This is a genomic window from Streptomyces sp. NPDC006458, assembly GCF_040612135.1.
Lineage (GTDB): Bacteria > Actinomycetota > Actinomycetes > Streptomycetales > Streptomycetaceae > Streptomyces.
Map to the genome: position 1 here is coordinate 94,685 of NZ_JBEXPR010000004.1, position 21,061 is coordinate 115,745.

At 70.8% G+C, this 21,061-nt stretch carries 20 protein-coding genes and 3 pseudogenes; 13 read left to right on the forward strand and 10 right to left on the reverse strand.

Annotation, left to right across the window (positions count from 1 at the left end; all coding sequences use genetic code 11):
- The first annotated feature begins 30 nt into the window (after nucleotides 1–30).
- The 11 genes and pseudogenes from ABZZ79_RS07085 to ABZZ79_RS07135 all read left to right on the forward strand — a co-directional run.
- The gene (locus tag ABZZ79_RS07085) at nucleotides 31–1,395 is read left to right on the forward strand and encodes an enolase C-terminal domain-like protein (RefSeq protein WP_356687685.1); all 1,365 of its coding nucleotides are present in this window, start codon (nucleotides 31–33) and stop codon (nucleotides 1,393–1,395) included.
- The gene (locus tag ABZZ79_RS07090; protein ID WP_356687321.1) at nucleotides 1,392–2,150 is read left to right on the forward strand and encodes an SDR family oxidoreductase; all 759 of its coding nucleotides are present in this window, start codon (nucleotides 1,392–1,394) and stop codon (nucleotides 2,148–2,150) included. The genes ABZZ79_RS07085 and ABZZ79_RS07090 overlap by 4 nt, the downstream gene beginning before the upstream one ends.
- Complete coding sequence (locus tag ABZZ79_RS07095; RefSeq protein WP_356687323.1) at nucleotides 2,147–3,193, forward strand: aldo/keto reductase; 1,047 nt, start codon at nucleotides 2,147–2,149, stop codon at nucleotides 3,191–3,193. The genes ABZZ79_RS07090 and ABZZ79_RS07095 overlap by 4 nt, the downstream gene beginning before the upstream one ends.
- Nucleotides 3,190–4,050, forward strand: a complete 861-nt coding sequence (locus ABZZ79_RS07100; protein ID WP_356687325.1) for an amidohydrolase family protein — start codon at nucleotides 3,190–3,192, stop codon at nucleotides 4,048–4,050. Before ABZZ79_RS07095 ends, ABZZ79_RS07100 begins: the two co-directional genes overlap by 4 nt.
- Nucleotides 4,051–4,111: 61 nt before the next feature.
- Nucleotides 4,112–4,963: a fumarylacetoacetate hydrolase family protein gene (locus tag ABZZ79_RS07105; protein WP_356687327.1), complete on the forward strand. Its 852-nt coding sequence runs from the start codon at nucleotides 4,112–4,114 to the stop codon at nucleotides 4,961–4,963.
- Between the two features lie 188 nt (nucleotides 4,964–5,151).
- Entirely contained in the window at nucleotides 5,152–5,850 is a 699-nt protein-coding gene (locus ABZZ79_RS07110) for a GntR family transcriptional regulator (RefSeq protein WP_356687687.1), read from the forward strand.
- A gap of 310 nt (nucleotides 5,851–6,160) precedes the next feature.
- Nucleotides 6,161–6,904, forward strand: a complete 744-nt coding sequence (locus ABZZ79_RS07115) for an FCD domain-containing protein (RefSeq protein WP_356687329.1) — start codon at nucleotides 6,161–6,163, stop codon at nucleotides 6,902–6,904.
- 116 nt (nucleotides 6,905–7,020) lie between these two features.
- The gene (locus ABZZ79_RS07120) at nucleotides 7,021–7,788 is read left to right on the forward strand and encodes a (Fe-S)-binding protein (protein ID WP_356687331.1); all 768 of its coding nucleotides are present in this window, start codon (nucleotides 7,021–7,023) and stop codon (nucleotides 7,786–7,788) included.
- Complete coding sequence (locus ABZZ79_RS07125) at nucleotides 7,785–9,323, forward strand: lactate utilization protein B (protein ID WP_356687333.1); 1,539 nt, start codon at nucleotides 7,785–7,787, stop codon at nucleotides 9,321–9,323. The genes ABZZ79_RS07120 and ABZZ79_RS07125 overlap by 4 nt, the downstream gene beginning before the upstream one ends.
- Nucleotides 9,320–9,949 (forward strand): LUD domain-containing protein, encoded by a 630-nt coding sequence (locus ABZZ79_RS07130; RefSeq protein ID WP_356687335.1) that lies wholly within the window; start codon nucleotides 9,320–9,322, stop codon nucleotides 9,947–9,949. Before ABZZ79_RS07125 ends, ABZZ79_RS07130 begins: the two co-directional genes overlap by 4 nt.
- Nucleotides 9,950–10,389: 440 nt before the next feature.
- Nucleotides 10,390–10,566 (forward strand): annotated as a pseudogene (locus ABZZ79_RS07135) (transposase family protein); the annotation flags it as partial.
- Between the two features lie 44 nt (nucleotides 10,567–10,610).
- On the opposite strand, the gene ABZZ79_RS07140 reads toward ABZZ79_RS07135, so the two are convergent.
- On the reverse strand, nucleotides 10,611–11,132 hold the full coding sequence (locus tag ABZZ79_RS07140) for a phosphatase PAP2 family protein (protein WP_356687337.1): 522 nt from the start codon (nucleotides 11,130–11,132) through the stop codon (nucleotides 10,611–10,613).
- Nucleotides 11,133–11,421: 289 nt separating this feature from the next.
- Here ABZZ79_RS07140 and ABZZ79_RS07145 point away from each other — a divergent pair, with 289 nt between their 5' ends.
- Entirely contained in the window at nucleotides 11,422–12,492 is a 1,071-nt protein-coding gene (locus ABZZ79_RS07145) for a YihY/virulence factor BrkB family protein (protein WP_356687339.1), read from the forward strand.
- 209 nt (nucleotides 12,493–12,701) lie between these two features.
- Here ABZZ79_RS07145 and ABZZ79_RS07150 read toward each other — a convergent pair whose 3' ends face one another.
- The 9 genes and pseudogenes from ABZZ79_RS07150 to ABZZ79_RS07190 form a co-directional block, all read right to left on the reverse strand.
- Nucleotides 12,702–12,974: a hypothetical protein gene (locus ABZZ79_RS07150; protein ID WP_356687341.1), complete on the reverse strand. Its 273-nt coding sequence runs from the start codon at nucleotides 12,972–12,974 to the stop codon at nucleotides 12,702–12,704.
- A 108-nt stretch (nucleotides 12,975–13,082) separates the two neighbouring features.
- Nucleotides 13,083–13,469 (reverse strand): hypothetical protein, encoded by a 387-nt coding sequence (locus tag ABZZ79_RS07155; protein WP_356687343.1) that lies wholly within the window; start codon nucleotides 13,467–13,469, stop codon nucleotides 13,083–13,085.
- Between the two features lie 342 nt (nucleotides 13,470–13,811).
- Nucleotides 13,812–14,357, reverse strand: a complete 546-nt coding sequence (locus tag ABZZ79_RS07160) for an SDR family NAD(P)-dependent oxidoreductase (protein ID WP_356687345.1) — start codon at nucleotides 14,355–14,357, stop codon at nucleotides 13,812–13,814.
- A gap of 112 nt (nucleotides 14,358–14,469) precedes the next feature.
- Nucleotides 14,470–14,676: pseudogene (locus ABZZ79_RS07165) on the reverse strand (SDR family NAD(P)-dependent oxidoreductase); the annotation flags it as partial.
- A gap of 60 nt (nucleotides 14,677–14,736) precedes the next feature.
- Nucleotides 14,737–15,058: pseudogene (locus ABZZ79_RS07170) on the reverse strand (carboxymuconolactone decarboxylase family protein); the annotation flags it as partial.
- Nucleotides 15,059–15,184: 126 nt separating this feature from the next.
- Entirely contained in the window at nucleotides 15,185–15,412 is a 228-nt protein-coding gene (locus ABZZ79_RS07175) for a DUF6479 family protein (RefSeq protein ID WP_356687347.1), read from the reverse strand.
- A 542-nt stretch (nucleotides 15,413–15,954) separates the two neighbouring features.
- Nucleotides 15,955–17,202, reverse strand: a complete 1,248-nt coding sequence (locus tag ABZZ79_RS07180; protein WP_356687689.1) for an MFS transporter — start codon at nucleotides 17,200–17,202, stop codon at nucleotides 15,955–15,957.
- A gap of 22 nt (nucleotides 17,203–17,224) precedes the next feature.
- Entirely contained in the window at nucleotides 17,225–17,812 is a 588-nt protein-coding gene (locus tag ABZZ79_RS07185; RefSeq protein ID WP_356687349.1) for a helix-turn-helix domain-containing protein, read from the reverse strand.
- Nucleotides 17,813–18,108: 296 nt separating this feature from the next.
- Nucleotides 18,109–19,488 carry a DEAD/DEAH box helicase gene (locus ABZZ79_RS07190; RefSeq protein WP_356687691.1) on the reverse strand — a complete coding sequence of 460 codons (1,380 nt, stop codon included), beginning with the start codon at nucleotides 19,486–19,488 and terminating at the stop codon, nucleotides 18,109–18,111.
- Nucleotides 19,489–20,204: 716 nt separating this feature from the next.
- Here ABZZ79_RS07190 and ABZZ79_RS07195 point away from each other — a divergent pair.
- Nucleotides 20,205–21,041, forward strand: coding sequence for an MBL fold metallo-hydrolase (locus ABZZ79_RS07195; protein WP_356687351.1), 837 nt, complete (start codon nucleotides 20,205–20,207; stop codon nucleotides 21,039–21,041).
- The last annotated feature ends 20 nt before the right edge of the window (nucleotides 21,042–21,061 follow it).

The following is a 21,061-nucleotide window of genomic DNA, read 5'->3' on the forward strand; positions in this document are numbered from 1 at the left end:
ACGCCCTACCGACAAGGAACCCCCTTGCCCATCGACACCACCGCCGCGCGGGTCGTCGCCCTGGACACCTACGACATCCGCTTCCCGACCTCCCGGGAGCTGGACGGTTCCGACGCGATGAACCCCGACCCCGACTACTCCGCCGCGTATCTGATCCTGCGCACCGACGCCGCCGACGACCTGGCAGGCCACGGCTTCGTCTTCACCATCGGTCGTGGCAACGAGGTGCAGGTCACGGCGATCGAAGCGCTCCGCCCGCACATCGTCGGCCGTACCGTCGACGAGCTGTGCGCCGACCCCGGCGCCGTCAGCCGCGACCTGACAGGTGACAGCCAACTGCGCTGGCTCGGCCCCGAGAAGGGCGTCATGCACATGGCCGTCGGGGCCGTCGTCAACGCCGTCTGGGACCTGGCGGCCAAGCGACAGGGCAAGCCGCTGTGGCAGCTGCTCGCCGACGCGGAACCCGAATGGCTCGTCGGCCAGGTCGACTTCCGGTACATCGCCGACGCCCTCAGCGAGCAGGACGCGCTCGCCCTGCTGCGGCACGGCCGGGACGGACGACAGGCACGCCGGCGACAGCTCTTCGCCACCGGATACCCGGCCTACACGACCTCCCCCGGCTGGCTGGGCTACTCGGAGGAGAAACTCACCCGGCTCGCCAAGTCAGCGGTCGCCGACGGCTTCGCACAGATCAAGCTGAAGGTCGGCGCCGACCTGGACGAAGACATCCGGCGCTGCCGCGCCGCCCGGGCGGCGATCGGACCCGGGGTCCGCATGGCCATCGACGCCAACCAGCGCTGGAACGTCGACGAGGCCGTCCGATGGACCAACGCGCTCGCCGAGTTCGACCCGTACTGGATCGAGGAGCCCACCAGCCCTGACGACATCCTCGGCCACGCCGCCATCCGCACCGCGGTGGCACCCGTCAAGGTCGCCACCGGCGAGCACGTACAGAACCGCATCGTCTTCAAGCAGCTGCTCCAGGCCGGCGCCATCGACGTACTCCAGCTCGACGCCGCCCGCGTGGGCGGCGTCAACGAGAACCTGGCGATCCTGCTGCTCGCGGCGAAGTTCGGCGTCCCCGTGTGCCCCCACGCCGGCGGCGTCGGACTGTGCGAACTGGTCCAGCACCTGTCGATGTTCGACTACGTGGCCCTGTCCGGCACCACAGAGGACCGCGTCATCGAGTACGTCGATCATCTCCACGAGCACTTCGTCGACCCCGTCGTCATCCGGAACGGCCACTACACCGCGCCGACCGCACCCGGGTTCAGCGCCACGATGCTCACCCGCTCCCTCACGACGTACGCCTACCCGCACGGGGAGTTCTGGGCCACGGACCTCGCAGCGCGGCCCGGTGGCGTCGACCCGACCGCGGAAGAGGTGGCCGCATGACGGCAGAACTCACCGGGCTGCGCGCCGTCGTCACGGGCGGCGCCTCGGGCATCGGCCTTGCCACCTCCCGGCTGCTTGCCGAGCGGGGGGCCCGTGTCGCCGCCCTCGACCTCGACCCGTCCGGCTGCCTGCCGCCGCTGACAGGTCTGAAGGCCGACGTCGGAGACGACGCGTCCGTCAGGGCGGCGGTGGAGGAGGCGGCGGCCGCCCTCAACGGGATCGACATCCTCGTCAACAATGCGGGCATCGGCGCCACCGGCACCGTCGCGGACAACCCGGACGAGCAGTGGCGCAAGGTGTTCGACATCAACGTCCTCGGCGTCGTACGCGTCACCCGCGCCGCACTCCCCCACCTGCGCCGCTCGTCACACGCCGCGATCGTCAACACCTGCTCGATCGCGGCGACGGCCGGGCTTCCCCAGCGCGCCCTCTACTCCGCGACCAAGGGAGCCGTCCTCTCCCTCACCCTGGCCATGGCCGCCGACCACGTCCGGGAAGGCGTACGCGTCAACTGCGTCAACCCGGGTACGGTCGACACCCCCTGGGTGGGCAGGCTGCTCGACGCAGCCGAGGACCCGGCCGCGGAACGGGCAGCGCTCGGCGCCCGCCAGCCGCACGGACGCCTCGTCACCGCCGAGGAGGTCGCCGCGGCGATCGTGTACCTCGCCGGGCCGGCGGCCGGCTCCGTCACCGGAACCGCGCTCGCCGTCGACGGCGGGATGGCCGGGCTGCGACTGAGGCCGGTCGGCGCATGAACGGGCCGCTGAGGAGAGCGCCGCTGGGCGGCGGCGCCACCTGGACATCGACCCTCGCCTTCGGCGCCGCGGCCCTCGGCAACCTCTTCACCGAGACGACCGAGGAGCAGGCCGCCGCCGCCCTCGACACGGCCTGGGACAAGGGCATTCGCTCCTTCGACACGGCCCCGCACTACGGCCTCGGGCTTTCCGAGCGTCGCCTCGGCGCTTCGCTGCGCGCCCGCCCGCGGAGCGAGTACACCCTCTCCACCAAGGTCGGCCGCCGCCTCCAACCCCTCGCCGACCGCTCCGGGGACGACCTCGCCAACGGCTTCGCCGTGCCCACCACCCACCGGCGTGTCTGGGACTTCACCGCCGACGGCGTGCGCCGCAGCCTGGACGACAGCCTGCACCGGCTCGGCCTGGACCACATCGACATCGTCTACCTCCATGACCCCGACGACCACGGACCGCAGGCTCTCGACGAGGCCTACCCCGCCCTCGAACGCCTCCGCGCGGAAGGCGTCGTGAAGGCCATCGGAGTGGGCATGAACCAGCCGGCTCTGCCGGCGCGCTTCGTGCGGGACACCGACATCGACGTCGTCCTGCTCGCCGGCTGCTACACCCTCCTCGAACAGAGCGGTCTCGACGAGCTCCTGCCGCTCGCCGCCGAGCGAGGCGTCTCGGTGGTGGCCGGCGGCGTCTTCAACTCGGGCCTCCTCGCGGCTCCGGGGCCCGGTGCCACCTACGGGTACCGGCAGGCCGACCCGGACGTGCTGGAGCGCGCGCTGGCGATACAACGGGTCTGCGCGGACCACGGCGTGCCGCTGCGGGCCGCGGCGGCACGCTTCCCCCTCGGCCACCCCGCGGTCGCCTCCGTACTGCTCGGCCTGCGCAGCGCGGCGGAGGTGGAGGACGCGGTCGCACAGTTCCACCGACCCGTCCCGGACGAACTGTGGAGCGATCTCCGCACCGCCGGGCTGCTCCCCGCGGACGTCCCGGTGCCGTCGGCCCCGCCGTCCGACCGGACCGGCGGCACACCGCGCGAAGGGGGCAGGGCATGACCGCACCGATCGTCGTCGACGCGCACCACCACGTGTGGGACCTGGCCGTACGCGACCAGACCTGGATCACAGGACCCGCCCTCGCACCGCTCCGCCGCGACTTCTCGCTTCGGGATCTGCGTCCGCTGGCCGAGCGGGCCGGAGTCCGCGCGAGCGTCCTCGTGCAGACCGTGACGGTCCCCGAGGAGACGCCGGAGATGCTGGCCCAGGCCGCGTCGGACCCACTCGTCGCCGGAGTGGTCGGCTGGACCGACCTGACCGCCCCCGACATCGCGGACACCCTCGCGGAACTGCGCGGGATGCCCGGAGGCGAACGTCTCGTGGGCCTGCGACACCAGGTCCAGGCCGAGTCCGATTCCCGATGGCTGCTCCGTGAGGACGTCCTGCGGGGCCTGGCCGCCGTCGCCGACGCGGGTCTCGCCTACGACTTGGTCGTCCTGCCGCACCAACTGCCGTCGGCCACCGCCGCGGCCCGCCGTCTGCCCGGCCTCACCTTCGTCCTCGACCACGCCGGCAAGCCGGCCGTCGCGACGGCGGAACTCGAACCGTGGGCCACCGACCTCCGCGACCTCGCCGCCGAACCGAACGTCTACTGCAAGTTGTCGGGCCTGGTGACCGAGGCCGACTGGCCGCACTGGTCTGTCGAGGACCTCCGCCCGTACGCCGACACGGTCCTCGATGCCTTCGGCCCGGAACGCGTGATGTTCGGATCGGACTGGCCCGTGTGCACCCTGGCCGCCGACTACGCCACGGTGCTGGACACCACACGCCGGCTGACCACCCGACTCGACCCTCACGAACAGGCCCGCGTCCTCGGGGACACGGCCCTGACCGTCTATCGACTGACCCTGCCGTAGCGGCCCTCCACCCATCATCAGGGCGCTCGACAGGAGCGCGACCCGAGAAAGGAACCACCCCATGAAGCTCATGCGCCTCGGCCCCATCGGCGCCGAACGCCCCGCGGTCCTCGCGGACGACGGCCGACTGTACGACATCTCGCCGCTGACCACCGACATCGACGGCGCGTTCCTGGCCTCCGACGGACTCGCGCGCGCCGCGCACGCGCTGGCCGCCGGCGAGCTGCCGCCGTTCGACGGCGAGGGGCTGCGCGTCGGCGCACCGGTCGCCCGGCCCGGCAAAGTCGTCTGCATCGGGCTCAACTACCGCGACCACGCCGAGGAGACGGGCGCGAGGATCCCCGAACGGCCCGTCGTCTTCATGAAGGCGCCCGACACCGTCGTGGGGCCGTACGACACCGTCCTCGTCCCGCGGGAATCGGAGAAGACCGACTGGGAGGTGGAGCTGGCCGTGGTCATCGGCAAGCGGGCACGATACCTCGACGGTCCCGACGACGCCCTCGCCGCCGTCGCGGGCTACACGATCAGCAACGACGTCTCGGAACGCGCCTTCCAGCTGGAGCTCTCCCCGCAGTGGGACCTGGGCAAGTCCTGCGAGACGTTCAACCCGATGGGCCCGTGGCTGGTCACCCGCGACCAGGTCGACGACCCGCAGGGCCTGGGGCTGCGTCTGAGCGTCAACGGCGTTCGGCGCCAGGACGGCACCACTAAGAACATGATCTTCGGCGTCGCCCACATCGTCTGGTACCTCAGCCAGTACATGGTCCTCGAACCCGGTGACGTCGTGAACACCGGCACTCCGGCGGGGGTCGCACTGGGGCTCCCCGGCACCCCGTACCTCCGCGCGGGGGACGTCGTGGAACTTGAGATCGACGGTCTCGGCTCGCAGCGCCAGACGTTCGGGCAGGCCTGACGATGTCGGGCGTCCGGCGGGATCCGACCCGGCCCCCCGGCGTCGCGGACCGCGTGGCATCGGAGGGGAGTCACAGCCCCGGTGCCGTCTCGCTAAACTACCGACGTCCCGAAAAGGCCCGAGCTGCAGGAGAACGGATGCCCCCGCAGAACGACTCCGCGGCCACGAGCGGGGCCGCGGAGGGGGCCATGGAGGGGGCTGGGCAGCCGGAGGGGAAGCCGCAGGAAGCGCCCCCCGCACGGCAGGCCCTCTCAGACAGTGTCTACGAGGACATCAAGGCCATGGTCATGGACCACGGCATCGCCCCGGGTGCCCGGGTCGGCATCGAGGCCCTGTCGCGCACCCTCGGCGTATCGCCCACGCCAGTACGCGAGGCGCTGGCCCGGCTGGAGGCCGACGGCCTGGTGGTGAAGCGGTCGCTCTCGGGATACCGGGCGACCGAGTTGCTGACCCGCAAGGGCCTCGAAGAGCTCTTCGAGATGCGCCTCCTCCTTGAGCCGAGGGCGGCGGCGCTTGCCGCGGTCAATGCCAACGAGGACCAACTCGACGCCATCGAGCGCATAGTGGAGGAGATGCGGGCGCACCCCGGGCCCACCGGACGCTATGCGGACTATCGGGACTTCGCCGCGCTGGACCAGCGGTTCCACGACGCGATCGCGCTCGCCTCGCACCGTCCCCTGCTCGCCGACGCGGTGGAGCGGCTCCACTCGCATCTGCACATCTTCCGGCTGACAAGCGCCAATGCCACGGAGGACCCGACGCTTGAGGAGCACGACCGCATCCTCCGCGCGGTCCTGCGGGGCAAGGCCGATCGCGCCGCCGAAGCCATGGCGGACCACCTGACCCACAGTCTTCAGAGACAGCTCACCCAGGATCTGAAGGGCTGACCGCCCGCCGAGCGGCCACGGTTCTCGCGCGGGACGGTCATTGCCGTGTCGCGGGCAGCGCGGTGAATCCGGGTCGCGGTTCCGGAGGGGCCCACCGGCCCCCGCCTCGCCTCGCCTCGCCTCGCCTCGCCTCGCCTCAACCACTGTGCGGAGAGGTCGATGCCGATGTCGGCCACCGTTCTACGGCACAGCTCAACTCGGGGTGGAGCTCACCAGATGTCGCACTCCGATGACTGAGGTCGGACCATAGTTACGATGGCGGGATCGGGGCGCGGTCTGTTCGTGCCCGCTGATCGACAGGGAGGCGCCCGTGACGGCCCAGTGGCGACCCGTGCGGCAGTCGCGGACGCATGAACTCGTGCTGGAGAGCATCGAGCAGCAGGTGTTCGCCGGCGAGCTGAAGGCGGGTGACCACCTGCCGCCCGAGCGTGAGTTGGCCCTGGCGTTGGGCGTCAGCCGGTCCGCGCTGCGTGAGGCCCTGCGGGTCCTTGAGACCATCGGTGCGCTGGTGGCGAATGTGGGGCGCGGTCCTGACGCGGGTGCGCGGATCGTGCGTAATCCGGACGATGCGCTCGGCCGGGTGCTGCGACTTCACCTCGCCCTCGGCAGCTACGACCTTGAGGATGTGCTTGAGGCCCGTGTCGTGTTGGAGCGGTCCAGTTTCGAGGCGGCCTCACGGTCGGCGTCGGAGGACGACCTGGCCGAGGCGGAGGCGTTGCTCGACCGGATGCGGGAGGCGGGACCGAACGTCGTCGCGTACAACGACCTGGACACCGCCTTCCATGTGCTGATCGCCCGTAGCTCTGGCAACCACCTCGTCTCGACCCTGACCTCCGCCGTCCGGGAGTCCGTGCGCACGTTGATCCTTCAGGCGGAGGAAGCGGCCGAGGACTGGGCTGTGACCGCGGAGGGGCTGAACGCCGAACATGGCGAGTTGCTCCGCCTGCTGCGGGCCGGTGAGGGTGCCGCGGCGGCAGACCTGGTCGAGCGACACATCCGCGGGTTCCACGGCGCGGTCGTCGGCAAGCGGGAGGCCGACGCATCCGCGGACTGACTGCCTCGTCAGGCGCAGCGTCGGGCACTTAAGGTCCGACCACAATGCGGTCAGTTCTTTGTCCACGGTTCGGCCGCGACTAAGGTCGGACCATACTTCGACCGTGGAGGTCCCTCATGCGCATCGGACTCTTCGCCACGTGTTTGGGAGACACCCTGTTCCCCGACGCGGTGAAGGCGACGGCGCTGCTGCTCAGCCGCCTCGGCCACGAGCTGGTCTTCCCGCCCGGCCAGACCTGCTGCGGCCAGATGCATGTGAACACCGGCTACCAGCGCGAGCCGGTGCCCCTCGTGCGGAACTTCGTCGATCAGTTCGGCGACCGGGCCATCGATGCCGTCGTCATGCCGTCCGGCTCGTGCGCGGGATGCGTGCGTCACCAGCACGAGATCGTCGCCGAGCGGTACGGCGACCCCGCCCTGCGCGCTGGTGTCGCCGCGGTGAAGGTCAAGACGTACGAGCTCTCCGAGTTCTTGGTCGACGTCGTCGGGACCGTCGATGTCGGCGCGTACTTCCCGCACCGTGTCACGTACCACCCGACCTGCCACTCGCTGCGGATGCTCCACGTGGGCGACAAACCGCTGCGGCTGCTGCGGGCCGTCGAGGGGATCGACCTGGTCGAGCTGCCGGAGGCGGACACCTGCTGCGGCTTCGGCGGCACCTTCGCCGTCAAGAACGCCGGTACCTCCTCGGCCATGCTCGCCGACAAGCTGAGGCATGTGACGTCCACGGGAGCCGCCGTGTGCACCGCCGGTGACTCCTCGTGTCTGATGCACATCGGCGGCGGCCTGTCGCGCATCCGGTCCGGGCCCCGCACGCTCCACCTCGCCCAGATCCTCGCCGCCACCCGCACCGCGCCGCACCCTGTGACGGAGGCCGCTCGATGAACAGCACCTTCCTCGGCATGCCCGCCGCGCCGCCCCGTTCCCCGCACGGCGAGGGCAACCTGAGAGGCGAGCGAGCGTTCCCGGAGGCGGCCGCGACCGCGCTGGACAACGGTCAGCTCCGCTCCAACCTCCGAAAGGCGACGCGCACCATCCGCGCCAAGCGCCTGGCCGTCACCACGGAGGTGCCCGACTGGGAGGAGTTGCGTTCCGCCGGAGCCGCGATCAAGGCCGACACCATGAACCGGCTGCCCGAACTGCTCGAGCAACTGGAGGCGAAGGTCACCGAGGCCGGCGGCACGGTGCACTGGGCCCGGGACGCGGCGGAGGCGAACGCCATCGTCGCCGGGCTCGTCGCCGCCACCGGCAGCGACGAGGTCATCAAGGTCAAGTCGATGGCGACGCAGGAGATCGGCCTCAACGAGCACCTGGAGAGCCACGGGGTCACCGCCCACGAGACCGATCTCGCCGAACTGATCGTGCAGCTCGCGGATGACCGGCCCTCCCACATCCTGGTGCCGGCGATCCACCGCAACCGGGAGGAGATCCGACGGATCTTCCTCAAGGCGATCCCGGGCGTCGACCCGGACCTGACCTCCGTGCCCTCGGAACTGGCCGCCGCCGCCCGCGCCTATCTGCGCGCGAAGTTCATGACCGTCCCGGTCGCCGTCTCCGGGGCCAACTTCGGCATCGCCGAGACCGGCACCCTCTCCGTCGTCGAGTCCGAGGGGAACGGCCGGATGTGTCTGACGCTGCCGCGCACCCTGATCACCGTCATGGGCATCGAGAAGGTCCTGCCGCGCTACGCCGACCTGGAGGTCTTCTTCCAGCTGCTGCCGCGTTCCTCCACCGGCGAGCGGATGAATCCCTACACCTCCCTGTGGACCGGCGTGACGCCCGGCGACGGCCCTCAGGAGTTCCACCTGGTGCTGCTGGACAACGGACGCACCGCCGCCCTCGCCGACGCCGTCGGCCGCGAGGCCCTGAGCTGCATCCGCTGCTCGGCCTGCCTGAATGTCTGCCCGGTGTACGAGCAGGTCGGCGGCCATGCCTACGGCTCGACCTACCCCGGCCCGATCGGCGCCGTGCTCACTCCGCAGCTCGCCGGCATGCACGCCGCGAAGAACGACCCCAACTCCTCACTGCCCTACGCCTCCACCCTCTGCGGTGCCTGCTACGACGCCTGCCCCGTGAAGATCGACATCCCGTCGCTGCTGGTGGAGCTGCGCCACCAGAACACCGAGCAGACCGGCCGGAGCGCCGAACAGCTCGCCATGAAGGCCGCGGCCGCCGTCATGGGCCGGCCGAAGCTGTACACGGCCGCACAGAAGGCCGCCCGGCTCGGCCGGATCGCCGCCGGGCGGGACGGGAAGATCACCCACCTCCCGCCACCCCTGCAAGGGTGGAGCGAAAGCCGCGACACCCCCGCACCGCCCCGGCAGACCTTCCGCGACTGGTACGCCTCCGAGGAAGGTCGGCGCGTCCTCGCCGACGCCGCCCCAAGAGGCAGCGACGACGTCCACGAGGAGAACCGATGACCGCACGCGAGATCGTCCTCGGCCGCGTACGAGACGCGCTGGCGCTCGCCCCGCGACCGCCCGTCACGGTGGAACGTGCCTACCGGCGGGGTCGCAGCCTCTCGGACGCCGAGCGGCTCGAGCTGTTCACGGACCGGCTGGTCGACTACAAGGCGCAGGTGAGGACCTGTACGGCCGGCGATGCGGCGCGGGTCCTCGCGGATGTTCTCGACGGTCTCGGCGCCCGCCGGATCGGGGTGCCCGCCGGCCTCGACCGGTCCTGGCTCGCAGGCTGGGCCGGCACCGTCGTGGAGGACCGCGCCGACGTGCCCGCGCAGAGCCTGGCCACGCTCGACGCGGTGGTGACGGCCTCGGCGGTGAGCTGCGCCGAGACCGGGACGATCTTCCTCGACGGCTCGGCCGACCAGGGCCGCCGCGCGCTGTCCCTCGTTCCCGACGTGCACCTCTGCGTGGTCGACCTCTCCTCGGTAACCGTAGGTGTCCCCGAGGCGCTGACCCGACTCGTCCCCGAACGGCCGACGACGCTGATCAGCGGGCCGTCGGCGACATCGGACATCGAACTGGAGCGTGTGGAGGGCGTACACGGCCCGCGCACTCTGGTGGTGATCGTGCGCACGGACGTATGACCAGGACGACCGCGCCGTGCGTCGGGGAGAAGCCCGGAGGGGAACGGTGAACCGGGGACCAGGCGCATCGCCCCGCTCCTGGTCACGGAGGCACCAGCGATCGCACAGGGTTCTCCTCTCTCGAATATCGACGGGACACCCACGTTCGAGGTGTACTCGGTCGAGAATTCGCCGTTCACCGCGATGGGTTGACGCTTTGCGACGAAACCTCTGGTGTCGTCACGATCCTGGGATGAGTGCCGGCGGCAGCCCTGCCGGGGGACGTGCGGCCCGACCGGCAGGACTCGGAGAGCCAGCACAGGCGGCGGACCTGACGCGCCGCCGCGATGTCAGGTGAGGGGCATTGTGTGGCGGACGCCACCTGCACTGATGCCCTCAACTCCTGGTACCCGAACAGCCACTTGTGGGTCACCGTGGGCAAGGACGGTGACGGCGCCGCCTCACTTGTCGCTCTGGTGCACCTGCGCCGCCACGACAGCCTCACGAGGATCGCGGCCGGTTTCGGCATATGCGTCGGCACCGCGCACGCCTACGTCACCACCGTGACGAACCTGCTCGCCGACCGGGCCCCGGGTCTGCTGAAGACGCTGCGCGAGAACGACCCGGCCTTCGCCCTCGGCCGACACGATGGGGGACTCGGCGCGCACTGTCACCCGCGCCATCAGGGCCAGTGGCGCGTGATCAGGCTCGGCGCGCGGCGGGTGAGCCAGGCACTGGCCAGACCGATGGCGGCGCCGGTGGCTACATCGCTTGCATAGTGAGCGCCGCTCTGCACCCGCTCAAGCACCACCATGGCGGCGGGTAGTGCGCACGCGGCGCCGACGGCCGGCCAGGCGGGTGCGACGGCAGCGGTGAAGGCCACCGCGGCGGCGGTATGTCCTGAAGGGAAGGAGGAGGAATCGGGACGGTCGTCGACCTCGTCGTGGGGGAACCACTCCTTCGGGGGCCGGGGCCGCTGGGCCAGTTGCTTGCCCATACCGTTCGAGATGAGCTGGGCAACCGCCAGGGCGGACAGGCCGGCCATCGCCGCCCTGCGGCCGCGCCACCCGCCCGCCCAGGCCATGGTGGCGGCGGCGCCGCACCACAGCTTTGCACTCTCGGCGGTTTCCTCCACCCAGGAGAGCAGCTTGCCGACGTTGGGCGGAGTGCGGGAGGCCGCACGCTGTGTCAGCGATCGATCCACGTCACCCAAATTATGCAAAAGCCTCACTCAAGCACGATTACCCGGGTTTCCCATCCAAACTCGTGAAGCACTCAGTGAGCAGTCGGCGGCCCGGTCGACGAGCGAATGGTCCCGGCCCTCCTTCGCTTGATGAGCCGGCGCGAGCCAGTCGTCAGCCGAGCACCCCACCGCAAGTCGGCGGCGGGCGCTGCCCAGCCGGGCCCGCGATCGCAGCAAGCCGAAGATCCGCGGACCTGAACGCCGGAAAGGAAGCCCTGATACTCGCGCAAAGCGTGGGTACACGGCGCACATGGCGAAACTGCATCTTCCAGGTCGTAGTAACCACCACACCAACGACGAGGCACCGGTGGAGGCCGGGCCGGGACCGGAGGTGGAACGCAGAGAGCCGGATACGCCGAGCAAGCTGCCGAAGGGCGCCTGGAGCGCGGTGCTCAAGGGCAGCATGCGGGAGTTCAAGGACGACGAGCTGACCGACCGTGCGGCGGCGTTGACCTACTACGGGGTGCTGTCACTCTTCCCCGCGCTGCTGGTGCTGGTCTCCCTATTGGGCATCACCGGAAAGTCGACCACGGACAAGGTGCTGGAGAACATCCAGCAGCTCGCCCCCGGATCGGCGCGCGACATCATCACCGGGGCCGTGGAACAGCTGCAGGGCAATGCCGGCATAGGCTCGTTGATGGCGATCGTGGGCCTGGTGCTCGCGGTGTGGTCGGCGTCCGGGTATGTGGCGGCGTTCATCCGTTCCGCGAACGCCGTCTACGACATGCCCGAGGGGCGGCCGGCCTGGAAAATCCTGCCAGTGCGTCTCGGGGTGACGATCGTGCTGATGGTGCTGGCCGTGGCCAGCGCGGTGATCGTAGTGTTCACCGGCGGTCTGGCGCGCGAGGTGGGGGAGGTACTCGGCGTCGGAGACACGGCGCTGACCGTGTGGTCGATCGCCAAGTGGCCCGTCCTGGTCGTGCTGGTCACGATCATGATCGCGATCCTCTACTGGGCGAGTCCCAACGCGAAGGTGAAGGGCTTCCGCTGGATCACTCCCGGTAGCTTCCTGGCGCTGGTGATCTGGATGATCGCCTCCGCCGGATTCGCGTTGTACGTCGCCAACTTCGCCTCGTACAACAAGACGTATGGCACCATGGCCGGCGTCATCGTCTTCCTGATCTGGCTGTGGATCACCAACATCGCGATTCTTCTGGGCCTGGAGTTCGACGCCGAGACCGCCCGGCAGCGGGCCATCGCGGGCGGCTATCCGCCCGACGCCGAGCCCTACACCCAGCCCCGGGACACCCGCAAATGGGACGAGCAGGACCGGCGCCGCCTCGACGAAACGCGACCGCCCGGCGATGACACCTCCGGCTGATGGACACCTCCGGCTGAGGCCACCCCCGGATTCGAGAACAGCATCATCCCAAGCCGCTTCCGAACCAGGCCCCAGCCGCGGCGGCCCGTCTTCGATCAGACGGTCCGGTCGGGCATGATCTCCCGGACCTCCTGCGCGCACCGGCACGCGGCGGCGATCTTGGCAGCCCACTTCAGCGCGTCCTCACGTGAGGGCACATCAGCGCGTCCTCACGTGAGGGCACATCGAAGATCGAGAACCCGCCGATCGATGATCGAGAACCCGCCGAGGACCGCCTTGGTCTCCGGATACGGGCCGTCGGTGACGGTCCCGTCGGTGGCCACGACGCTCGCCTGCTGCCTTTCCAGTCCACCACCGAAGACCCACACAGCGGCGTCCTGAGCCTCCCGCACCACTTGGTGCGAGGCCTCGGCCACCTCGGCCAACTCCTCCTCGGGAAAGCTCATCGCGCCGTCATCGAACGAGATCAGGTACCGCGTCATACCGTCATACATGGCTCCCTCGGCCGTTGGCCGCCTTCGGCTGCCGCACACCCTACGCGAACGCCTCCCTCCAGAATCGACGCTCCCCGCGGCTGCCGAAACAGGCCGTCAGCCCGGTCGAGGCCCGGACCGCGGCTCCTGGGGATCCACTCCGGTCACCGCGGAGGCGTCCTTGGTGCCGCTGGGACGCTGGGAACGGCCCCTGCGTCCTGTCGACCGGCGGCCTTCCTCGTCTCCGCTCGCGTACTCCTCGCCGCGTGTGCTGTCGCTCTTCACCGCGTCACCCGGTACCGGCCGGGTCTCCTCCTTGGACTTCGTACGGCCCGGCCCCTTCTCGCCGCCGTACTCCTCGGTGTGGAAGGAGCGATGCGCGCTTGGGTTGTCCTGCTGTCGGGTCTCGTCCACGTCGGAGGCCCAGCCGTGATGGCCGGTGCCCTGGTCTCGGCTGGTGCCCCTGCCGTGGGTCGGCTCGGACGGGCGTGGCTTCTTCGTCATGGGTTCACCTGTCTCTTCTACGGAGCGGTGTCCGCGCACCGCTCCATGGGCGGAATCTGCCGTGCTGTTGTAGATGTCGGAGGCATCTCAGCGGTGCGCGTCACGCGATCAGGGCCACCACCATGGCGATCAGTCCGACCGCCACCTGGGGTGGCGTCTCGCCGGGCACCGCCCGCCGCCCGGTTCAAGTCCGGGGGCCGCCTCGGGTCGGGTTCGGGAGTCGTCATCGTGCACGCTCCCTTCCCGGGCTCCCGAGTACCCCGTACTTCTCCCGGTAGGCGGCGTCCACGGCCGGGTACTCGCCGGGATCGGCCTCGGCGGCACCTGTCCCGACCGCCGGGCTCAGACTGCGTCGTTGTACGAGAGGCCGGTGCCCAGAGAACGCGAGGCCGCGGCCTGGTCGGAGATCTCCTTGCCCTTGGCCTCGACAGCGGGCACGGCGTCGTCACCGGCGACGAACCGCAGCGGCGGGGTGTCCAGGCCGATCACCGTCAGCAGGGCGTCGGCGAGCTTGGCCGGGTCGCCGGCCTGCTGCCCGTTCATCGACTGCCACACCTTCTTCGTCTCGGCGGTGCGCTCGGCGTAGTCGTCGATGGAGCCCTCCGCCCAGCTGGTGGAGGCATCGACCAGCAGCTCGGTGCGGAAGAAGCCCGGCTCCACGATCGTGGTCCGGATCCCGAGGGGCTCCACGTCGAAGCGCAGGGACTCCATCCATCCCTCGACGCCGAACTTGGACGCGGCATAGGCGACGCAGAACTCCTGGCCGATCATCCCGGCGAGCGAGGAAATGGTGACGACGTGTCCGGCCCGCTGCTTGCGCATGACGGGCAGGACGGCGCGGATGACGTTCATCGGACCGAAGAGGTTCGTCTCGATCTGCGCCCGCATCTGGGCGTCGGAGATCTCCTCGAAGTAACCGGCGATCTCCTCGAAAGTAGCCGGCCTGGAACATCGCAGCGTTGTTGATCAGCACGTCGATCCGGCCGAACTTCGCCACGGCGGCCTCGACCGCGGCGCGGGCGGCGTCCGCGCTGGTGATGTCCAGGGCGACGGCCAACAGCCTGTCCTGCTCACCGCCCAGGGCGTCGAGGATCGTCTGCGGGTCGCGGGCCGTGGCGACGACCTGGTGGCCGGCGTCCAGGGCCTGGCAGGCGATGTCGATGCCCAGGCCACGCCCGGCCCCGGTGACAAAAATGACCTTGCTCATGAAGAAGGACTTCCATTTCCCGCCCCAGCATGGGCGGACGTGTGGAGGGGTTTGGTCGGCGTCTGCGAGGATCGCCTTGAGCTGGCCGGCCGCGCCAATGGCGTTGGGCCACCCGGCGTAGAAGGCCAGGTGCGTGATGGCCTCGGCCGGCTCCGGTTCGCTCGGCCCGTTCTCCAGGGCGACCTTCAGGTGGAAGCCGAGCTGATCGCTGCGGTACGGGGGCGATCAGGGCCGTGACCGAGACCGGGCTGCGATCTCAAGGCGACAGCCCCTCGCGTTCCCACTCACCACCGAACAACACCTCATCAGTGAGGTCCGCGGGCTTCGAGGCGATGCCACCGATCGCCTTCTGCGCAGCGGAGGGCTCCTGCGCCTGCGCTATGACAGGACTCCTTTTGTCCCGGAGCCGGGACTTGTCGTCGTGGACATCGTGGCCGCCGACGACGAATCCACACTCCCACCCGACCGGTCGTGTCGGCGGCGTGTGCACGGCGCGGATTCGGGGTGGTCAGGGGCGCCGGCGGCCGGAGTCGCCGTCCGGGGTGTCCCAGGAGTCCTCGCGCCTCGCTGCGGCCGGGGGCTGGACGGTCGGCCCGGGGCCGGGAGACTTGCCTCGGGCCGCGCGGCGGGATCCCCACCAGAACGCGCCGAGGATCAGCAGGACGAGCACGATGCCGACGACGATCAGGAACAGCGACGGGAACCCGGACGCGGCCAGGGGCATGAGTTCGTTCATGCAGGGCGCGTTCCCCGCCCAGGCGGACTCACCCCCGATGTGACTCGTCCGGCCGATCCGGGCCGAGCGGTCGCGCCGGGAGGAGGAAGGTCCGAGGCCGGCAGCTGAGGGTGGTAGCCGTGATGGCGCTGCCGACGCCAGGATCGCCGCCCTGCTCAAGCGGTCCATCGAAGCGTCACGCACCGCCTGGCAGTAGTACTCGATGGAGTGCCGTGGGTCGCACATGTCGACGGGAAGGGGCTCGACCGCGCCCTCGATCAGCTGCTGAACAATGCGCAACCGGGCGTCCTGCCGGACGACCTGTGGGTCTGACTGGACCACCGATCGGGATCAAGAGGTCGAGCGTGCAGACGAGGCGCTGGAACGCGGCGCCTTCCCCTCGTCGGACCGGAGTGGGGGTGTGAGTACTGAAGGACAGCGTGCCCAGCAGGGTCAGTACGAGGAGCCGGACGGGACGCCGCATGCCTCTCTCACCCGGCGAGGCACCATGCCTGACCAGCAAGACCTAACGATCACGCTCGGTTGAGAGACGGCTTCCGAGGTCAGCGGGGCAGTTCGGCGCGGCGCAGGTCGCGGACGCACAGCACGACGGCCCCTCCGAGGCCGCACACAGCCGCGCTGACCACGAACACGGGGCCGATGCCCCAGGCGCCGACGGCCGCGGCGGACAGCGGCATGGTCAGCGGGGCGAGGCCGAGGCTGACCAGGCTCGCGACGGAGGTGACGCGGCCCAGGTACGTCGGATCGGACTGCGTCTGGAGCAGGGCACCGCACAGGGCGCCGCTGAGCCCGGCAAGCAGCCCGACGAGCAGGGCCACGGCGACGGCGGCGGCGAGCCGGGGCACGAAGGCGAGGGCACCGATAGCCACGCACCCGGCGAGAACGGCGACCCCTGCGACCCGGCCGGCATGGGGCACCCGGCCCCGCACGGTCAGAAGCAGTGAGGCGAGGCCGGCGCCGGCGCCGAACCCCGCTAGCACCCAGCCCATTCCGGAAGCACCCCAGCCGCGCTCCTCGGCCAGCAGGGTCAGCCCCACGTTGAGGGGGCCGACGAAACCGAGGTCGCCGAGGGCGATGGCCACCATGAGCGGGGCGAGGACACGGTGACCGCGGATGTAGCGCAGCCCGTCCCGCAGGTCCCGCCAGGGGGTGCGGTCGGCGAGGTCCGCGCTGTCGTCCGGGGGCAGGTCACGCACCCGTACGGTCATCAGCAGCGGCACGGAGACGGCGATCAGCAGCCCGGCCAGGCCGAACGCGGCCGCCGCGCCTCCCAGGGCCACGCCGAGGCCGCCGAGCGGGGCGCCGACCACACTCGCGAGGCGCAGGGCGAGTCCGCGCATGCCCTGCACCCGGGCGAGCTGGTCCCTGCCGGTGATCCGCGCCGGAAGGGCGCCCATGGCGGGCATGAACACGGCGTCCACACATCCGAAGACGAAGGCCAGCAGGGCGAGCGCCCACAGGCCGGGCCCGGCCAGGAACAGCAGCGCGGCCACGCCCAGCGCGGCAGCACAGCGCACCGTGCCACTGCCGATGACGAGCCGGCGCGGCCCCAGCCGGTCGACGACCACTCCCCCGCCGAGCATCAGCAGGGCTCTCGGGACGGCGCTCACCGACATCACCAGCCCGGCCTGCGTGGGCGTCCCCGCCTGTACCGCCGCCCAGGACAGGGCGAGGTAGTAGACGTTGTCGCCGAGGGCCGAGGACGCGTACGCGCCGAGCCAGCGCAGGACGTCGGGGTCCCGGTGGGCGGGGCGGCCGGGGGCGGGTCGCGGTACGACGGGTGCGGGCACGATGCTCAAGGCAGTGCCTTCCTCAGACACGGAACGGGAATCCGTACACGTGCAGCGCGACGTTCTCGCGGCCTTCGCTCTCGCCGGCGGCCTCCCGGGCGCGCGCCAGGTCGTCGTGCCGCTTGACCGCGTCGAGCAGTTCCTTCTTCAGCTCGGCCAGTTCGGTGGCGGTCAGCCGTAGCAGGGACTCCGAGTCGGAGGCCGCCTCGTTCCAGGCGCGGCCCCAGTGGGCGCGCTCGTCGAGGTAGGTGCGGTACATCTCGGAGCGCTGGTCCTGGAAGAGCCGGGAGGCCGCCAGATGCGCGGCGACCTTCTCGGGCGCGTCGCGGAAGTCCTCGTCCCGGACGGTGACGCCGCCCGTGGCGGGCTGCCACCAGCGCTCCCGCGCGTCCCCGCTGCGCGGCTCGGCCTCTTCGACCAGCCCGTGCTCGGCGAGCTTGCGCAGGTGGTAACTGACCAGGGAGACCGCCTCGTCGACCTGCTCGGCGAGCTGTGAGGCGGTCGCCGCGCGGGCCACGAACAGCAGCCGGTACAGCTTCATACGCAGCGGATGGGCGAGCGCCTTGAGCGTGCCCAGATCGGTGATGCGGCGGTTCTCCTTCTCCGTCATGAGCCGACCGTAGGTGCGAAAGAAAAATTGCACAACAGATTTTGCGCAACTTTCCTTTCGCATCGGGCGGGCCGACGAGGCCGGGGGCGTCGAACGGGTTGCGGAGGGGGGACGCGTCGGTAGGTGCTGTCGAGGACGTGGGAGACGTGGACGATGGTCTACGTCTCGTCCGGGCGGAGGCGACGCACGGTCACCCGTACGACACGCCGTCCGGTGCACTCCGCCGAGTCTCCGGTCCCGCGTATCCGTCCAGGAGCGTGAGCGACGACACCGCGCGGCAGGCCAGGAAGCCGGGCTCAGCCGCCGCGTCGCACCCGGGCCGCCTTACGGGCCTCAGCGAGCTTGCGCGCCTCACTGCTCTTGCGGGACGACCCGCCACCCGAACCGCTCTTCGCGTCCTTGGTGCTGCCCAGGCCGCGGAACGGGGCGTTGTGGTTCTTGGGGGCCGGTACGGAAGGCCCGCCGTCGAGAGGCTTTCCGGAAGGGGCCCTGGCGCCGGTGATCCGGCTGAGCTCCGCCTCGCCGGAGCGCACTTTGGTGACCTTGGGGGCGACGTCGGCGTCCGCCATGACCTGGCTCGTCTCTCGGCGCTGTCCCGACAGGACGAGTGTGACGACGGTGCCGGAGCGGCCGGCCCGGGCCGTGCGGCCCGCGCGGTGCAGATAGTCCTTCGGATCGGTGGCCGGGTCGACGTTGACCACGAGGTCGAGGTCGTCGACATGCAGGCCGCGTGCGGCGACGTTCGTCGCAACCAGCGAGGTGACCTGCCCGTTCCTGAACTGGGCCAGGGTACGGGTGCGCTGCGGCTGTGACTTCCCGCTGTGCAGGGCGGCCGCGGCCACGCCGCTGGCCCGCAGATGCCGCGTGAGCTGGTCGACGCCGTGCTTGGTGTCCAGGAACAGCAGGACGCGGCCGTCCCGGGCCGCGATCTCCGTGGTCACGGCGTACCGGTCCGGGCCGTGCACGACGAAGACGTGGTGCTCGATCGCGGAGACCGCGCTGGACGAGGGGTCCACGGAGTGGACGGCAGGGTCGCGCAGGTAGCGCTGCACCAGCTGGTCGACGTCGCGGTCGAGGGTGGCGGAGAACAGCATCCGCTGCCCGTCGGGACGCACCTGGTCCAGAATCTCGGTGACCTGCGGCAGGAACCCCAGATCACACATCTGGTCCGCCTCGTCCAGGACCGTGATGCGCACCCGCCCCAGCCGGCAGCCCCTGCGCTCGATGAGGTCGTGCAGCCGACCGGGCGTGGCGACGACGATCTCGGCGCCGTCCCGCAGCACGGCGGCCTGCCGCCCGATGGACACCCCGCCCACCACGGTCGCGAGCCGCAGCCGCAGCGCCTCGGCGTACGGCGTGAGCGCCTCACCGACCTGCTGCGCCAGCTCCCTGGTGGGCACCAGAACGAGCGCCAGCGGCTCCTTGGGCTGCGCGCGCCGCCCGGCCGTGCGGGCGAGCATCCCCAGGCCGAAGGCGAGCGTCTTGCCGGATCCTGTGCGGCCCCGGGCCAGGACGTCCCGTCCCGCGAGCGCGTTCGGCAGCGCCGCCGCCTGAACGGGGAAGGGCACCGTCACACCACGCTCGTCGAGCACCCGCAGAACCTCGGTCGGCAACCCCAGCTGCGCGAAGGACACCGCCGTGGCCAGCTCCGAAGCGGCGCCCGACGCCTCGGACACACAGACATCCCGCCGGGCATCGGCACGTGCTGATTCGCTCACAGAGAGCCTTCCTCCGAAGGGACCGTACCGAGGAAGGCGCGGCGGGGACGCAGCCACCAGCCAGGAACACCGAACAGGGCACCGACACAGCGACGCTGCAAACGCCCAACGTTAGCACGGGGCACGCCGCCCGGGCCGCCAGCGGCCGCGGCCGCCCAGCCGAGGAACGAAAGCCGGACCTGCCGGTGCGGATCGTCTCGACGCGCCCGGACCACAAGGCCTCCGCCTGTGAAAGCGGCCCTGCCCCGGACCTTGTGGACGCCAGAAGACGCTTCGAACAACCCGCGCCATGTGGCGCCACAGGAACACCCCCGACATCGACGCCAAGCGCTGCCCCCGCCCGGCAGGACATCGAGGACCCGCACCGGTCCTGGCTCATCTGGCCCGTGCCACCCGGCGTGACGCTTGCTGCCCGGCCGTGCGCGGTCGACCGGGCTGGGGCCGCTTTTGAGCCCTGGCGGGCGGCGTGCGGCCGCCGAGCGTCATCACGACCAACCCGCCGACGCCGACCAGCACGAGCAGCACCGGCGTCCAGGACTCCGACAGGTGCTGCCATGTGACCCGTTGGACCCGCGCGTGCTGATGCCGGCGGGGATGCGGCACCTGGGGCAGGGGCCGATGATGGACGAGTAGGCCGCGGCGCGATCACCATCCTGGGGGCATGGAGATGCGACATGCCGGTTCACAGGGTCCGCCCCGACATCAGCGTCCTGAATGACAGCCTTGAGGTGCCGGGGATCGGGCACCTCCCGGTGAACGCCTTCGTACTGCTCGCCTCGCAGCCCGTCGTCATCGACACCGGACTCGGGCTGCCCGACCGCGATTTCCTGGAGGTCGTCGGTTCCGTGCTGGATCCCGCCGATGTGCGATGGATCTGGCTGACGCACCCGGACCGTGATCACACGGGCGGGATCTTCGACCTGCTGGAGGCGGCGCCCGAGGCGCGCGTGGTGACCACGTTCTTGTCGGCCGGGATCATGTCCTGTGAGCGGCCGCTGCCGCTCGACCGTCTGTATCTGCTCAATCCGGGGCAGGCCCTGGACGTCGGAGACCGTACCCTCACGGGGTTCAGGCCGCCGCTGTTCGACAACCCCGCCACGGTCGCCCTCTTCGACGACCAGTCGGGGGTCTGCTTCAGCTCCGACTGCTTCGGTGGGCCGATGGCCAGCCCCGAACTGGCACACGCCGATGACGTCCGTGCGGCCGGTGTGGAGGAGTTGCGGGCCGCGCAGCTGCTGTGGGCCACGGTCGACAGCCCGTGGGTGCACAACGTGGATGCCCAGAAGTTCCTCGGCACTTTTCAGCTGCTGCGGGACAGGAAGCCGGATCTCGTCCTCTCCACACATCTGCCACCGGCTTCGGGGATCACCGAGTCGATGATCGACACGCTGGGCTCGGCGGCCGGGGAATCAGCGTTCGTAGGGCCGGACCAGGCGGCGCTGCAGCACATGCTGGCCGGGTTCGAGCCCACCGCCGACAGCCACCAGCCTGCGCCCGGCAGTCCGGGATGACTCCCGTGCGAGCAGGAGTG

Coding starts and splice junctions, on each gene's coding strand:
- ABZZ79_RS07125 (WP_356687333.1), top strand. CDS start 7,785: ATGAACAGCACCTTCCTCGGCATGCCCGCCGCGCCGCCCCGTTCCCCG.
- ABZZ79_RS07160 (WP_356687345.1), bottom strand. CDS start 14,357: ATGCGGGCGCAGATCGAGACGAACCTCTTCGGTCCGATGAACGTCATC.
- ABZZ79_RS07195 (WP_356687351.1), top strand. CDS start 20,205: ATGCCGGTTCACAGGGTCCGCCCCGACATCAGCGTCCTGAATGACAGC.
- ABZZ79_RS07150 (WP_356687341.1), bottom strand. CDS start 12,974: ATGACGCGGTACCTGATCTCGTTCGATGACGGCGCGATGAGCTTTCCC.
- ABZZ79_RS07110 (WP_356687687.1), top strand. CDS start 5,152: ATGGAGGGGGCTGGGCAGCCGGAGGGGAAGCCGCAGGAAGCGCCCCCC.
- ABZZ79_RS07105 (WP_356687327.1), top strand. CDS start 4,112: ATGAAGCTCATGCGCCTCGGCCCCATCGGCGCCGAACGCCCCGCGGTC.
- ABZZ79_RS07120 (WP_356687331.1), top strand. CDS start 7,021: ATGCGCATCGGACTCTTCGCCACGTGTTTGGGAGACACCCTGTTCCCC.
- ABZZ79_RS07175 (WP_356687347.1), bottom strand. CDS start 15,412: ATGAACGAACTCATGCCCCTGGCCGCGTCCGGGTTCCCGTCGCTGTTC.
- ABZZ79_RS07145 (WP_356687339.1), top strand. CDS start 11,422: ATGGCGAAACTGCATCTTCCAGGTCGTAGTAACCACCACACCAACGAC.
- ABZZ79_RS07090 (WP_356687321.1), top strand. CDS start 1,392: ATGACGGCAGAACTCACCGGGCTGCGCGCCGTCGTCACGGGCGGCGCC.
- ABZZ79_RS07095 (WP_356687323.1), top strand. CDS start 2,147: ATGAACGGGCCGCTGAGGAGAGCGCCGCTGGGCGGCGGCGCCACCTGG.
- ABZZ79_RS07185 (WP_356687349.1), bottom strand. CDS start 17,812: ATGACGGAGAAGGAGAACCGCCGCATCACCGATCTGGGCACGCTCAAG.
- ABZZ79_RS07155 (WP_356687343.1), bottom strand. CDS start 13,469: ATGACGAAGAAGCCACGCCCGTCCGAGCCGACCCACGGCAGGGGCACC.
- ABZZ79_RS07130 (WP_356687335.1), top strand. CDS start 9,320: ATGACCGCACGCGAGATCGTCCTCGGCCGCGTACGAGACGCGCTGGCG.
- ABZZ79_RS07100 (WP_356687325.1), top strand. CDS start 3,190: ATGACCGCACCGATCGTCGTCGACGCGCACCACCACGTGTGGGACCTG.